The organism is Massilia sp. TWR1-2-2 (genome assembly GCF_049897565.1).
Lineage (GTDB): Bacteria > Pseudomonadota > Gammaproteobacteria > Burkholderiales > Burkholderiaceae_D > JAFCUW01.
Window position 1 is genome coordinate 107,084 of record NZ_JAFCWM010000010.1, and the last position, 13,177, is coordinate 120,260.

13 protein-coding genes are annotated in these 13,177 nt (G+C 62.3%); 9 read left to right on the forward strand and 4 right to left on the reverse strand.

The window, feature by feature from the left end:
• The first annotated feature begins 17 nt into the window (after window positions 1-17).
• From ACP7DD_RS11610 to ACP7DD_RS11620, 3 genes are all read left to right on the forward strand, one after another.
• Complete coding sequence (locus ACP7DD_RS11610; RefSeq protein WP_426174958.1) at window positions 18-815, forward strand: carbon-nitrogen hydrolase family protein; 798 nt, start codon at window positions 18-20, stop codon at window positions 813-815.
• 60 nt (window positions 816-875) lie between these two features.
• On the forward strand, window positions 876-2,336 hold the full coding sequence (tldD, locus tag ACP7DD_RS11615; protein ID WP_426174959.1) for a metalloprotease TldD: 1,461 nt from the start codon (window positions 876-878) through the stop codon (window positions 2,334-2,336).
• A 237-nt stretch (window positions 2,337-2,573) separates the two neighbouring features.
• Window positions 2,574-2,750 (forward strand): hypothetical protein, encoded by a 177-nt coding sequence (locus ACP7DD_RS11620; protein ID WP_426174960.1) that lies wholly within the window; start codon window positions 2,574-2,576, stop codon window positions 2,748-2,750.
• A 68-nt stretch (window positions 2,751-2,818) separates the two neighbouring features.
• On the opposite strand, the gene ACP7DD_RS11625 is transcribed toward ACP7DD_RS11620, so the two are convergent.
• The 3 genes from ACP7DD_RS11625 to ACP7DD_RS11635 form a co-directional block, all read right to left on the reverse strand.
• Window positions 2,819-4,564: an ABC transporter ATP-binding protein/permease gene (locus tag ACP7DD_RS11625; protein WP_426174961.1), complete on the reverse strand. Its 1,746-nt coding sequence runs from the start codon at window positions 4,562-4,564 to the stop codon at window positions 2,819-2,821.
• A 317-nt stretch (window positions 4,565-4,881) separates the two neighbouring features.
• The gene (locus tag ACP7DD_RS11630; RefSeq protein WP_426174962.1) at window positions 4,882-5,208 is read right to left on the reverse strand and encodes a hypothetical protein; all 327 of its coding nucleotides are present in this window, start codon (window positions 5,206-5,208) and stop codon (window positions 4,882-4,884) included.
• Entirely contained in the window at window positions 5,172-5,471 is a 300-nt protein-coding gene (locus ACP7DD_RS11635) for a helix-turn-helix domain-containing protein (RefSeq protein ID WP_426174963.1), read from the reverse strand. Before ACP7DD_RS11635 ends, ACP7DD_RS11630 begins: the two co-directional genes overlap by 37 nt.
• A 57-nt stretch (window positions 5,472-5,528) precedes the next feature.
• Between ACP7DD_RS11635 and ACP7DD_RS11640 the strand changes: the two genes are divergently transcribed.
• From ACP7DD_RS11640 to ACP7DD_RS11660, 5 genes are all read left to right on the forward strand, one after another.
• The gene (locus tag ACP7DD_RS11640) at window positions 5,529-5,990 is read left to right on the forward strand and encodes a hypothetical protein (protein WP_426174964.1); all 462 of its coding nucleotides are present in this window, start codon (window positions 5,529-5,531) and stop codon (window positions 5,988-5,990) included.
• A 20-nt stretch (window positions 5,991-6,010) separates the two neighbouring features.
• Window positions 6,011-6,616, forward strand: coding sequence for a S41 family peptidase (locus ACP7DD_RS11645; RefSeq protein WP_426174965.1), 606 nt, complete (start codon window positions 6,011-6,013; stop codon window positions 6,614-6,616).
• Window positions 6,617-6,851: 235 nt separating this feature from the next.
• Window positions 6,852-7,181 (forward strand): H-NS family nucleoid-associated regulatory protein, encoded by a 330-nt coding sequence (locus ACP7DD_RS11650; RefSeq protein WP_426174966.1) that lies wholly within the window; start codon window positions 6,852-6,854, stop codon window positions 7,179-7,181.
• 52 nt (window positions 7,182-7,233) lie between these two features.
• Window positions 7,234-7,776: a GNAT family N-acetyltransferase gene (locus ACP7DD_RS11655; RefSeq protein WP_426174967.1), complete on the forward strand. Its 543-nt coding sequence runs from the start codon at window positions 7,234-7,236 to the stop codon at window positions 7,774-7,776.
• Window positions 7,777-7,950: 174 nt separating this feature from the next.
• Window positions 7,951-8,313: a hypothetical protein gene (locus tag ACP7DD_RS11660; RefSeq protein ID WP_426174968.1), complete on the forward strand. Its 363-nt coding sequence runs from the start codon at window positions 7,951-7,953 to the stop codon at window positions 8,311-8,313.
• Between the two features lie 232 nt (window positions 8,314-8,545).
• Here the strand turns inward: ACP7DD_RS11660 and ACP7DD_RS11665 are convergent, their stop codons facing one another.
• Window positions 8,546-11,410 carry a TonB-dependent receptor gene (locus ACP7DD_RS11665; RefSeq protein ID WP_426174969.1) on the reverse strand — a complete coding sequence of 955 codons (2,865 nt, stop codon included), beginning with the start codon at window positions 11,408-11,410 and terminating at the stop codon, window positions 8,546-8,548.
• Window positions 11,411-11,947: 537 nt separating this feature from the next.
• Here ACP7DD_RS11665 and aroG point away from each other — a divergent pair.
• Entirely contained in the window at window positions 11,948-13,006 is a 1,059-nt protein-coding gene (gene aroG / locus ACP7DD_RS11670; RefSeq protein WP_426174970.1) for a 3-deoxy-7-phosphoheptulonate synthase AroG, read from the forward strand.
• Window positions 13,007-13,177: the final 171 nt, after the last annotated feature.

A 13,177-nucleotide genomic window follows, 5' to 3' on the forward strand; every position in this document is an offset into this window, starting at 1 on the left:
CACAACAGGAGTAGCGCATGACGACAGTGGCAGCCATCCAGATGGTCTCGACGCCCGACGTGGCGGAAAACATTGCCAGCGCCACGCGCCTGGTGGGCGAGGCGGCCGCCGCCGGCGCCACGCTGGTCAGCCTGCCCGAGTACTGGCCCATCATGGGCATGAGCGACACCGACAAGGTGGCGCATGCCGAGCAGATCGGCGACGGGCCGATCCAGCAGTTCATGGCCGACGCCGCGCGTGAGCACGGCATCTGGCTGATCGGCGGCACCTTGCCGCTGGTCTCGAACGACGCCGCCAAGGTAATGAACACCACGCTGGTGTACGGGCCGGACGGCCAGCCGGCGGCGCGCTACGACAAGATGCACCTGTTCGGCTTCGACAAAGGCGACGAATCGTACGACGAGTCGCGCACCATCGTGCCGGGCGCGGCGGTCGGCACCTTCGAGGCGCCGTTCGGGCGCGTCGGCTTGTCGGTATGCTACGACCTGCGCTTTCCCGAGCTGTACCGCGCGATGGGCGAATGCGCGCTGATCGTCGTGCCGGCCGCCTTCACCCACACCACCGGCCTGGCCCACTGGGACGTGTTGCTGCGCGCGCGCGCCATCGAAAACCAGTGCTACGTGCTGGCCGCGGCGCAAGGCGGGCGCCACCAGAACGGGCGCCGCACTTACGGGCACAGCATGCTGATCGACCCGTGGGGCGAAGTCAAGGCCTGCCTGGCCGAGGGCGAGGGCGTCATTAGCGGCGAGCTGGACGCCGACTTCCTCGCCGGCGTGCGCGAAAGCTTGCCTGCGCTCAAGCATCGCCGGCTGTGACACGGTGCGAACAGGCTGACTATGGCACAATGCCTGCATCACTACTGAAGGACCTGCACAATGACTCCATTTGAACCGAACCTGACGACCCTGGCGGTGGCGCGCGACGTATTGCTGACGCCCTTTGGCCTTGACGAATCGAAGCTGCTGAAGGCGCTCGGGACGATGTTTACGCACAAGGTCGACTACGCCGACCTGTATTTCCAATTTACCAAGAGCGAAGGCTGGAGCCTGGAAGAAGGCATCGTCAAGACCGGCAGCTTTTCGATCGACCAGGGCGTCGGCGTGCGCGCCATTTCCGGCGACAAGACGGCGTTCTCGTACTCCGACGAAATCTCCGAAGCAGCGCTGCTCGAAGCGGCCGCCGCCACACGCACCATCGCGCGCGTCGGCAGCGGCAAGATCAAGATTGCCACGGCCACCCAGCCGGTCGGCGGTCGCTCGCTGTATTTGCCGAACGACCCGCTGGAGTCGCTCGACGCCACCGCCAAGGTCAAGCTGCTCGAACGCGTCGAAAAGATGGCGCGCGCCAAGGATCCGCGCGTGGTTCAGGTAATGGCCGGCCTGGCCGGTGAATACGACGTGGTGCTGGTGGTGCGCAGCGACGGCGTGCTGGCGGCCGACATACGCCCGCTGGTGCGCGTGTCCGTCACCGTTATCGTCGAGCAGGACGGGCGCCGCGAGATGGGCTCGTCCGGCGGCGGCGGGCGCTACAACTACGCCTACTTCGACGACACCATCCTCGAGCAATACGCCACCGAAGCGGTCAAGGCCGCGGTGGTCAACCTCCACGCGCGTCCGGCCCCGGCCGGACCGATGACGATCGTGCTCGGACCTGGCTGGCCAGGCATCTTGCTGCACGAAGCGATCGGCCACGGCCTCGAGGGCGACTTCAACCGCAAGGGCTCGTCGGCGTTTTCCGGCCGCATCGGCGAACGGGTGGCGGCCAAGGGCGTCACCGTGGTCGACGACGGCACCTTGCAGAATCGCCGCGGTTCGCTCAACATCGACGACGAAGGCAACCCGACCCAGTGCACCACCTTGATCGAGGATGGCATCCTGAAAGGCTACATCCAGGACACAATGAATGCGCGCCTGATGAAGATGCCGGTGACCGGCAACGCGCGGCGCGAATCGTTCGCCCACCTGCCGATGCCGCGCATGACCAACACCTACATGCTCGGCGGCGACAAGGATCCGGAAGAAATCCTGGCGTCGGTCAAGAATGGCCTGTACGCGGTCAATTTCGGCGGCGGCCAGGTCGACATCACCAACGGCAAGTTCGTCTTCTCCGCGAGTGAAGCGTACATGATCGAAAACGGCAAGGTGACCTACCCGGTCAAGGGCGCCACCCTGATCGGCAACGGTCCTGACGTGCTGAACCGCGTGTCGATGATCGGCAACGACATGCGCCTCGATTCCGGCGTCGGCGTGTGCGGCAAGGAAGGCCAGAGCGTGCCGGTCGGCGTCGGCCAGCCGACCTTGCGCATCGACGGCGTGACGGTCGGCGGCACCGCCTGACGTGCAGGGAGTGGCCAGCAGTACAGAAAAAGCCCGGATATCCGGGCTTTTTGTTGTCCGTCTCGACAATACATCGCTGCCCTGCGAGGGCAATGTACTCGCACACTTAGTGCGCCTGACAAGACCCATTTCTTGCTCGTCGAGCAACGAACTCGTACACTGGGTCGTACCGACCGTCCGCTATCGGCGGCCAACAGCGGACTGTGAACACCATTTAACCTTCAAGGATGCCGCCCCATGAATCACGCCCTCACGATTTCCGTGCCGCACCTTCACACAGAACGGCTGACGCTTCGGGAATACCATGTCGGAGAATCATCCCGGCGTGTTGCCGAGCGCCTGGGAATGACGTACGAAATGAAAACTGAGCTGAACGGCAAGGGAATCAATAGTTATATGCTTGAGCATATGTGAGTCAGCTGCGATCGGCAAAGCCGATGTCCGCTTTGGCTCGGCGCGGACGTTCGCCTTCTCGACTACGGTTACCCTGCTGGCACGACCTGGCGCGCTTGCTGCGCCGGCGGCGAGCGAGCATCGATCTTGGCGGCGCTGACAACCGGCGCCTCGAACTCAAAACCGACCGCGTCGTGGACCTGCCACCCCCCTTCGGCCTTCAGGCTCAGCACATGGGTGTGGTGACGCAGCACGGCGCCGCGGTGGGCAATGCTGATGAGGGTGGTGCCGCGCTCGCGCAGCAGCGCGTACAGCGATGCTTCGTTTCCACTGTCGAGCGCGCTTGTCGCCTCGTCCAGGATGACGATGCTCGGCGCATGCACCAGCACGCGGCCGAACGCCAGGCGCTGCTGCTCGCCGACCGACAACAGCTTTTCCCAGTCATGCACGGCGTCCAGGCCGCCCACGCGCTCGGCCAGCTGCGGCAGATGCACCGTCTCGAGGATGTCCGCCAGTTGCTCGTCGCTCAGGTCTGAGTGCGCGCTGGGGTAGATGAGCTGGCTGCGCAGCGTGCCCGCTTGCAGATAGGGCTGCTGCGGCAGAAAAAACAGGTCGGTCAGCGGCGGATGGTGAATCACGCCGCTGCCGTTGTTCCACAAGCCCGCAATTGCCCGCAACAGCGAGCTTTTGCCGCAGCCGCTATCGCCGGTAATGAGCAGCGCGTCGCCAGGCTTCAAGTCAAGCGTCAGCTCCTTGATCAGCACGCGCGCAGACTGCGGCGGATACACCGTGAGCGATTCTAGCGACAGTTGCTCCGCTGGACGGCGTTCGATGCGCGCTTGCTTGTCATCGACAACCTGCTTGGTTGCGATATTCGGCAGCACCAGATTGGACAAGGCCTGCAGGCGGTCAATTCCGGCCACGAAGCGGCTCAGGCTCTCGAAGTTATCGACAATGACGCCCACTGCGGACAGTACGGCGGTAAAGGCGCCCGCCGCCGCGATCGCCCGGCCCACTTCCAACCTGCCCGACAATACGGCTTCAGCCAGAATCACGCTCGGCAGCACCAAATCGAGCCGGCTGAAGGCGCGCTGGAACAAGTTCAGCGCCCGCTGCTTCTTGATCAGCCTGGCAAAATTTTCGATCACCTTGTTGAACTTGCTGTCGATGTGCGCACGTTCCTGTTTCTCACCGCGGTAAAAGGCGATCGATTCGGCATTTTCGCGCAAGCGCATCAGGCTGAAGCGGAAATCGGCCTCGCGCCGCAGTTGTGCGAAATTGAGGTGGATCAGCGGATTGCCGAACACCCAAAGGGCGACGACGGTGCCCATCAGCGCGTACACGGCCAGCACGCCCACCAGCAAGTGCGAGATCGACCACAGCACGGCGCTGAAAGCGACCAGCTGCATGAACGAGCCGAGGAAAATGAGCAGGAAGTGAATCGACCTTCCGGTGAAACTGTTGATGTCCTCGCTGATGCGCTGGTCGGGATTGTCGATCTCGCCCTCGGTTCCGAGCTCGTAGTATTTGCGCCCTTTCAGATAGCCGTCGAGGAAGCGGCCAGTGAGCCAGCGCCGCCATTTGTTGGCAAAGAGGTCGCGCATGTAGTAGTAGAACGCGTAGATCGGCACGGCGAAGGCGAGCACGAACAGGCAGGCGCGTACCGACTTCCAGAAGCGGTCGGCATCCTTGCCCGCCAGCGCAGACGTCATCTCTCCCGCCTGGTTGTTCAGCATGACGGCGAACTTGGTCTCGACCAACATGAGTACGACCAGGAGCATCAGCAAGCCCCAGGCCGTCTTCTTTTCTTCCTCCAGCCAATATGGTTTTGCCACTTTGACGAACTGCTTCCAAGCAGCGAGCGAGAGAGGAGGGGGCCGGCGTCGTCGTTTCTTGGGCGCAGCCGGCGCCTCGTCAGCCGTGGCGGCGGCGGTAGCGCAATCAGTTGGTTTCATGGTTGGTGAATCGCGCTAATCGGCTAAGGTTCGAACTCATCGGTTCGATGATGGTTACTTCGGTGCCAGCTTAGCCATGCTGGTCATTGCCGAAGATGCGCTATGGTTCAGTTACCCCAAGCATAGGGCCACAAACGAAAATGTTCCGTGCGCCAACTGACACAGCATGACATTGGCCAATTTCAGACAAGATCGATTTAGTCAGCCTGACGCCGCTTCGCCTTTGGCTGTATCGGAGCCAGGCAAAACGCCAGGCTGATCAGCTGCCCTCGGTCATTGGCACGCGACTGGCTCGTGAGCTGCCCCAGGCGTAGAAGGAGCGCGTTGACTTCTTCGAGGTCGGTATTGCTCACCCAACCCTTATTGCGGGAAATCCACAATTGGCGACGGGGTCCGGACAGTTGCACGTCCGGGAGCGCCAGGGCAGCTGCAAAATCCTGCGCCGCAATGTGCAACAATTGCTGGGAAAATTTGGTCAGTGCCAAAGTCACACCCGGCACGCTCGGCTTGTACACCATGCGCAAGGGTCCCCTTTAGCGCCGGCGAGCCTGAAGCGTCGCTCCCCGCTGTCCGGGCTCGTCCTCTCCTGCACCATCCCACCTTTGCGGAGCAAATCAAGGTGGTAGTACGGCCCGTCCATCGGACGGCCCAATTCATTTGACAGCTCGCTAACGCTCGCCTCACCGCCCATTGCGGCCAAGGTGTCGACCAGCTCCTGCCGCACGCCAGATGCAAGCAATGCGATGTCCTCTGGCGCGGATATTTCGCCTTTCGTTTTTGCGTCCATAGAGTGTGCCTGTCAATTAGTTTGTTGAAATAACCATGATTATATTTAACACAATGCTTGTGTCTCATCGAACGTACGCATCCCGCGCTCGAACTTGAGCTGGATGCGGCACTCGGGTCGGTTTCCAGCGCGCTTTCCAGCAATCTCACGCGCGACGAAGCGTGGTCGGTCATGGCGCGCCTCAATCCGATTTTCGCCGACGGCCATGTGATGATCGGCTATGCGGACTGGCGTGGCGAAGCACGTGCACACCTGCGATCCGGCGGCGGTTTCTTTCCGTTCGAAGTGGCGATTCACGGCGACGGTACAGTGCGCATCCTCGCCTGGCTCGGCGGGCAGAGATCATTGCTCGCGGGCTCGCGCATTGAACGCATCAATGGCCGCGATGCTAAAGCTGTGGTAGCCGAACTGACGGAACGGATGCATGGCGACACGCCGCAATTTCGCGCGAGGTTGCTGGGGCAACGGTTTTGGTTTTTCTGTGGAAAATGTACGGTGCACCGACAAGCTTTACGGTAGAACTCGAGTCCATGCCTGGCATGCGTCTGGCCCAGGCCCACAACGAAGCGGTCGTCCTGCAAGGAGACGCCAGCTTCGAGCGCCAGTTCCGCCTGCTACCCCGCAATGCTGCTGTTCTCGTGCTCGGGTCGTTCGACTGGCCTGACAAAGAGCGCTTCATGGCGTTCACGCACGAGGCTTTCGCCCGCATGAGGAATGAACGCGTCAACACTCTCATCATCGATGTGCGGCTCAACGGCGGGGGCAGTGACGACTACTGGATCGACGGGGTGCTTCGGTACGTGGCAGCCAAGCGTTTTCGGTGGGCATCGACCTATGTCAAGCGCGTGCTGGAAGGGCGTGCAGAGCCGGGCCAGCGCACGGGCGACAGCGTCGCCGGAGAAGTCACTGGCTGGATTGAACCGGCCCTCGCCGAGCCGCTCCATTTCGGGGGGGCGCGTGTATGTGCTGACCGGCGACGCCACTTATTCGTCGGCTATATTGTTTGCCAACACCGTACAGGATTTCGGCTTTGGCACCGTGGCTGGGCCAAGCGGTGCGGCGCGTGCACGCCAATCGGGCGGGACATCGCGGTTGGTGTTGCCACGGACCGGGCTGGTAGTCAGCAGTCCCCGTTTCGTGCTTGATCGACCTTCGGGAATGCGCTTGCCGCTGCTGTTTACGGCCGACCTGGTCATGGCGGACGATATAAGTAATCCCGATGCGATGGTCGACGCGGTGCTCGCGCACAGCCGGAGGCGACCGTCGCCATAGCATCTCGGGATCGTCGGGATGCCACAACAAGTTGACAAAACGGGATACAAGTGGCGCATAGTAGAATCGCTGGACGCAATTCACGCTGACGCTGAATAAGGACTCGACATGGCACAGATTGACCTGGCAGGCTACAACCTCGGTGAACTAAAAGGACTCCAACACGAGATCGAAAAGGAGATCAAATCACGCGGGCATCAGGACGTCAAAAAGGCGCGCGAACAAATTCACGCTATCGCACAAGAAGCAGGTATTTCGATAGCGGACCTGCTCGATAGCGCTCCTCGAAAAGCGAAAAGCAGTAGTGGACAGAAAGTGAAGCCGAAGTATCGAAACCCGGCTGACGGCTCGCAGACCTGGACAGGTCGAGGACGCCAACCAAGATGGATTGCAAAAGAGCTGGCAAACGGCAAAGCATTGGATGATTTCCGAATCTAGCCAGTTGCTAAGATCGCTAGTCATAAATCAAGAAACACCCAAGGTCCTGTTCATGGCAATTTCACTCCCGGAACGATTGTGCACACCGAGATTGGTTTTACGAGAGCCGCGTGAAGCCGATGCAGTGCACATCTTCGATGCCTACACTCAAGACCCTGAGGTCGCGCGATATATGGTCTGGCGTCCCCACCAAGTCGTCGGCGAGACAGCTGATTTTATTTCGTACTGCATGCAGGGATGGGCGAGCGGGCGGAGCCGGCCGTATGTATTGGCCCGTAGCGAAAATGACGGTATTGCCATTGGCATGTTAGATGCGCGCATCTTTTCGAACACGATCGACATTGGTTATGTTCTGCAGAGGTCATGCTGGGGGAATGGTCTTATGTCGGAGGCTGTCGATGCCTTTAGCAATGCGGCGTTGGCTTACCCTGAATGCTTTCGGGTACAGGCTACGTGCGACACCGAAAATCATGCGTCTGCACGGACTTTGCAAAAGTGCGGGTTCGCCATGGAAGGCCGGCTTGAACGACATATCGTACTGCCGAACCTTGGTCGTGAGCCGCGAGCATCCCTGATGTATGCGCGCTGTCGATAACCCTACCGCACCAATACTCATTGCCGCCAACTTTGAGCGCGATATACCTGTCAAAGGATTGCCCGGGACAGAATTTCTTAAGCGTCTTTTGGGTCGGCAGCAGCCGGTGAGGGACCGGCTGGTGCCGGCCAAAATACGGATGATTCGACATGGAGCGAAACCAATGAGGATTGCATGCGTCTCTCAGCCAAACTAAGCCTGACAGGCCTTGCCCTCATCTTGGCAATTGCGCTGGCACTGCTGTCGGCGCACGTTGAGCGCGCAGGTCCCGAACTGGCGCAGTACGGCAACCTGTGTGGACCACGGGCTTTCGACCCATGCTACAAGCCCGTATTGAAGGGCGGTTTCCCGGTTGCATACTTGTTTGACGCACCGGGGGTTTCCGTAGAGCGGCAGCTCTCGTTTGGTGAAGACAAGCTGTTCGTCGACGCTCTGATCGTCGACATTGCCTTGCATTTCGCTATTGTTTTACTGGCCGTTATGGTGGCCTCGCAATGCAGGTCGCTCACTCATGCCGCGAATCGTCCCAGAACGTAACCGGTTCGTCCCCAAGAATGTCAGTTTCGGGTCTGGTCGAGCCGCAAGCAGTCCTGTAGAACATCGGCTTTTAAGGCGCCTCTTTTTTATGTGCTGCGCGCTGCCAGCGCAATCACCTGATAAGCCTTGGTAGCGCTGAGTTTCCACCTATTGCGTACTTGGTCTCCGATGGCCGCGATACCGACAACAAGCTCGGCATTGCTGGGCTTGTTGTCCACATCCACAGCGTCCCTCAGAACCGGTGGCGCAGGCCCACGCTGAAGAACCGTCCCATTGCGCCGCTGTAGTCGAGCGGATTGTACGACTGCGCGCCGTATGTCAGCGGGTCGAGCGGCGCCACCTTGTCGAACAGGTTCTGGATGGTGCCGAACAGCTCGGTGCGAGCCGTCAGGTTATACCGCGCGGTGACGTCAAACGTCGTGAACGAGGCGATCTCGCAGCCGTTCGGTGCGTCCTGGCCGTTGGCAAAGTGAATTGCGCAGCCTTCCGGATCATCGTTGAACAGCGTGTTCTTGATCGGCGCGCGGTAGTTGAGCGTGGCCGACACGCGTAGCGGCGCCAGGTCCCAGGTCGCGCCCAGGTTGACGCGGTCGTCCGGCGTACCGATGCAATTGGTAACGTCGCAGTTGCCGTGGGTGCCGGCAAAATCGCGCTCGTTGCCGTCCTGCTCGGTACGGATCCACTTGAACAGGTGCGTCCACTTCGCGTCCATTGCCAGGGTGCCGCGGCCGGTGCCAAGGTTAAATGCCGTGCGCGCGTCGACGTCGACGCCGCGCACCTTGGTCTGGGCCGAGTTGACGTAGCGCGCCAGCACCGCCGTGATGGCGCCCGGGTCGCCCGGGATGGTGGTCGCCGTCGACGGGTCGCGCGACACCTGGCCGGCGGCAATCGCCGCGTCGGTCTGCTGCTGGTTGATCTCGTTCTTGCGCTTGATCTGCCAGTAGTCGAGCGAGATGCTGGTGCGCGCAGTCGGATCCCAGATCACGCCGGCCGACCAGTTTTTCGACCGCTCAGGGCTGAGCGCCGGATTTGGCGACGTGATGATCGCGATCGAGGTGGCGTCGCACGCCGAGGCCACGCCAAGCGAGCAGCGCAGCGGATCGGCGGCGGTGGAAAACGCGGCCAGTCCACCGACGCCGTTCTCGGCCGAGCTCGGCGCGCGGAAACCTTTGGCGAACGTGCTGCGCAGCGCCAGCTGGCGCGTCGGGTTCCACTTGACGCCGACCTTCGGCGTCCATGAATTGCCGACGTCGGAGAAGTGGTCGTAGCGCAGCGCGCCCGACACCTCCACTTGCTTGATCACCGGCGCCAGTACCTCCGCATACAGCGCGGTGGCGTCGCGCCGGCCGGAATAGGCCGAGTAGCCCAGGCCAATGATGTTGCCCATTTCGGTGCCGGTGGTCGGCGCCAGTTCGGTGCGTTCGTGGCGGAACTCGGCGCCGGCGGCCATGCCGATCGGCCCGCCCGGCAGCTGGCCGATTTCGCGCGTGGCGCGGAAGTCGATCTGGCTGATGCGCGTCTCGGCGTCGTTCGAAATGACCGGCGACAGCGCAGCGTACAGGGCTGGCGAATTGAGGCCGGCGTTTTCGGCGATGCGCCACACGGTGCCAGGCGGCAGCGCGGCGTACGCCGGACTGCGTGCGGTGGCCACGGCGACGTTGGCCGGCGTCGGATTGAGCAGGGCGAACGCGACGTCGCGCTGCAGGTAGTTGCGCCGCTTGTTGTAGACCTTGTTGCCGGAAAACAGCAGCGCGCTGTCGATGTCCCAGTCGTACATCGTGCCTTTGACGCCCACCACCAGGCGGCCGAACTTCGAATTGATCGAGCTGGTGCGCGGACCGACGTCGGTGGCCAGGTAGCGCAGCCGCGCGGCGGTGCCGAAGTACGGGTTGTCCGGATGGGCCGCGCCGAGCGCCGCGCCGGCATTGCTGACCGGGCCACCCGGGTGGCCGACGTTGGCGTTGATGCCCGACGGCGTGCCCGAGGACTCCGACTCGGTCCAGTAGTAGTTCGCCTCGACATAGCCCTGCATCTGCGGGGTGAATTGAAACGTGCCGCGGGTAAACAAGTTGTACGAATTTTGCCGCGGCTGGATCTGTTCGTACGACTGGTCGGCGTCGATCAGGCAGCCGCCGCCCGGGTCGCCCTGCGGGTGGCTGGTGAAGTTTCTGCAGGCGGCTGCGGGAAAGGGACGGGTGAAGCCGAGGCCGGCGGGATTGCCGCGGTTGTAGTAGTCGAGCGTGGTCGGGTTGCGCACGTTGCCGTTGATGGCGCTGCCGGCGGCGTTGTTGGTAGTGATGGCGCCGGTGCCGCCAAGGCCTTCGAGCGCGCTGAAGCCCCATGGGCGCAGGTCGCCGCGGCCAACCTGTTCGCGGTCGTCGCGGTCGCGGTTGAATACTTCGCGCCGGCCGCCGAATTCGAAGCTGAACAGCGCGTTGTAGCGGTCGGTGTCGAGGTTGCCGATGCCGTGGGTGATCGACAGGCGCGCGTCGCGCCCGTCCCAATACTTCGACTTGCCGTAGCTGGCGCGCGCGGTGGTGCCCTGGAAGTCGCGGCGCAGAATGACGTTGACGACGCCGGCGATGGCGTCCGAGCCGTAAATGGCGGACGCGCCGTCCTTCAGGATCTCGATCCGTTCGACCGCTTCCGTCGGGATGATGTTGAGGTCGGTGAACACCTTCTGGCCATCGTCGGCCAGCCCGTACGGGGCGACCCGGCGCCCGTTGATCAGCACCAGGGTCGAGGCCGAACCGAGGCCGCGCAGCGAAATGCCGGAGGCGCCCTGGGCGAAGCCGTTGCCAAAGCTCGTCGGCACCGATCCCTGGTTGTCGACGGCCAGCGTCTGCAGCAGTTCAGCGACGGTGGTGCGCCCCGATTTTTCAATGTCGGCCCGGTTCAGGGTTTGCACCGCCGAGGCGGTTTCGGCCTGCGCGCGGCGGATGTTCGAGCCGGTGATTTCGACCCGCGCGACGGGCCGCTGGCTCTCCGCTGGCGGCACCGCTTGGGCCTGCGCCGGCAGCGCCGTGAGCAAGCTGATGCCGGCCGCGCCGCCGGCAAAAATAACGCGCATTGATCGGGACAAGACAGTTTCTTTCATGTCGAACTCCAAGGGTAGAGGGCCAATGTCATCCCGGATCGCGTCCCTGACGAGGTCGGGGTGCAATAACCTTGATCGAGTTCAATCAGTCCCACAGGAAAAATTGTTCTTCGTCAAGCACATCCGCGCGGATCGGGCTGGGGTGTCAGTGGCTGAGTCTTGCATCCGACGCCGCGATTCGACTGAGGTATATCAAACCTGTCAACGCCGAGGCGCGAAGTGTGCGATTCTCGCAACCGCCTCGCCAAGCGAGTGCGCCGCACTCGCCGCAAAAGCCGTGTGGAAAGTTGCCCGGACAAAGCGCTTGCCAAAGGGCGCAGGTTGTTGCTATAGTCGTTGCAACCCATTCGGATCCTTGCCATGCACCAAGTCGTCTTGTTTACCTGCTTTTTTTACTTTAGCCATTCCAGCCCCAAGGCGGTGGAGTAGCGGCAGGTTCACGTGGCAGCAACAACGAGATCCAGCAAATCCTAGAAACCGCCAGCGATGGCGGTTTTTTTATTTTCAGCCTTGACCATTTAAACACCGGAGAACCGCATGCCCCGCACCGACGATCTACGCATCCGCGAAATGAAGGAACTGACGCCGCCCTCGCACCTGATCCGCGAGTTTGCCTGCAGCGAGGCAGCCGGCCAGACCGCGTCGGCGGCGCGCGTGGCGCTGCACCGCATCCTGCATGGCCAGGACGACCGCCTGATGGTGGTGATCGGCCCGTGCTCGATCCACGACCCCAAGGCGGCGATGGAATACGCGCGCCGGCTGGCCGAACAGCGCCGGCGCCTGGCCGGCGACCTCGAGATCGTGATGCGGGTGTATTTCGAAAAGCCGCGCACCACCGTCGGCTGGAAAGGGTTGATCAACGACCCGTACATGGACAACAGTTTCCGCATCAACGACGGCCTGCGCATGGCGCGCGAACTGCTGCGCGACATCAACGAGATGGGCCTGCCGGCCGGCACCGAGTTTCTCGACGTGATCAGCCCGCAGTACATCGCCGACCTGATCAGCTGGGGCGCGATCGGCGCCCGCACCACCGAGTCGCAGGTGCACCGCGAGCTCGCGTCCGGGCTGTCGTGTCCGGTCGGCTTCAAGAACGGCACCGACGGCAACATCAAGATCGCCGTCGAGGCAATCAAGGCGGCGTCGCAGCCGCACCATTTCCTGTCGGTGACGAAGGGCGGCCACTCGGCGATCGTGTCGACCAACGGCAACGAGGATTGCCACATCATCCTGCGCGGCGGCAAGGCGCCGAACTATGACGCCGCCAGTGTCGAGGAAGCGTGCCGCCAGATGGGCGCACAGAGCCTGGCCGCGCGCCTGATGATCGACGCCTCGCACGCGAACAGCTCGAAAAAGCCCGAGAACCAGGTGCCGGTGTGTGCCGACATCGGCGGCCAGGTCGCCGCCGGCGAGGACCGCATCGTCGGCGTGATGGTCGAGTCGAACTTGGTCGGCGGGCGCCAGGACCTGGTGCCGGGCAAGGATTTGCTGTACGGCCAGTCGGTCACCGACGGCTGCATCGACTGGGAGCAGAGCGTGCAGGTGCTTGACGGCCTGGCGCAAGCGGTGCGCCAGCGCCGGCTGACCAAGGACTAATCGGAAACTAAAAACAACGCTGGGGTCAGGTCTGACAATCGGACATTTTTCTGGGGTCAGGTCTGGCAATCGGACATTTTCGGTTATTCCGAATTCTGGGACGAACAGTAAGATGCAACCAGTAAACAACGGTGCTGAGCCGATCACGCGAGCATTGTCCGATTGAGACAT

What these genes read in the sequence shown, in the direction of transcription:
- ACP7DD_RS11610 (WP_426174958.1), top strand. Translation starts at nt 18, where the DNA reads ATGACGACAGTGGCAGCCATCCAGATGGTCTCGACGCCCGACGTGGCG.
- tldD (WP_426174959.1), top strand. Translation starts at nt 876, where the DNA reads ATGACTCCATTTGAACCGAACCTGACGACCCTGGCGGTGGCGCGCGAC.
- ACP7DD_RS11620 (WP_426174960.1), top strand. Translation starts at nt 2,574, where the DNA reads ATGAATCACGCCCTCACGATTTCCGTGCCGCACCTTCACACAGAACGG.
- ACP7DD_RS11635 (WP_426174963.1), bottom strand. Translation starts at nt 5,471, where the DNA reads ATGGACGCAAAAACGAAAGGCGAAATATCCGCGCCAGAGGACATCGCA.
- ACP7DD_RS11645 (WP_426174965.1), top strand. Translation starts at nt 6,011, where the DNA reads ATGCGTCTGGCCCAGGCCCACAACGAAGCGGTCGTCCTGCAAGGAGAC.
- ACP7DD_RS11650 (WP_426174966.1), top strand. Translation starts at nt 6,852, where the DNA reads ATGGCACAGATTGACCTGGCAGGCTACAACCTCGGTGAACTAAAAGGA.
- ACP7DD_RS11655 (WP_426174967.1), top strand. Translation starts at nt 7,234, where the DNA reads ATGGCAATTTCACTCCCGGAACGATTGTGCACACCGAGATTGGTTTTA.
- ACP7DD_RS11660 (WP_426174968.1), top strand. Translation starts at nt 7,951, where the DNA reads ATGCGTCTCTCAGCCAAACTAAGCCTGACAGGCCTTGCCCTCATCTTG.
- ACP7DD_RS11665 (WP_426174969.1), bottom strand. Translation starts at nt 11,410, where the DNA reads ATGAAAGAAACTGTCTTGTCCCGATCAATGCGCGTTATTTTTGCCGGC.
- aroG (WP_426174970.1), top strand. Translation starts at nt 11,948, where the DNA reads ATGCCCCGCACCGACGATCTACGCATCCGCGAAATGAAGGAACTGACG.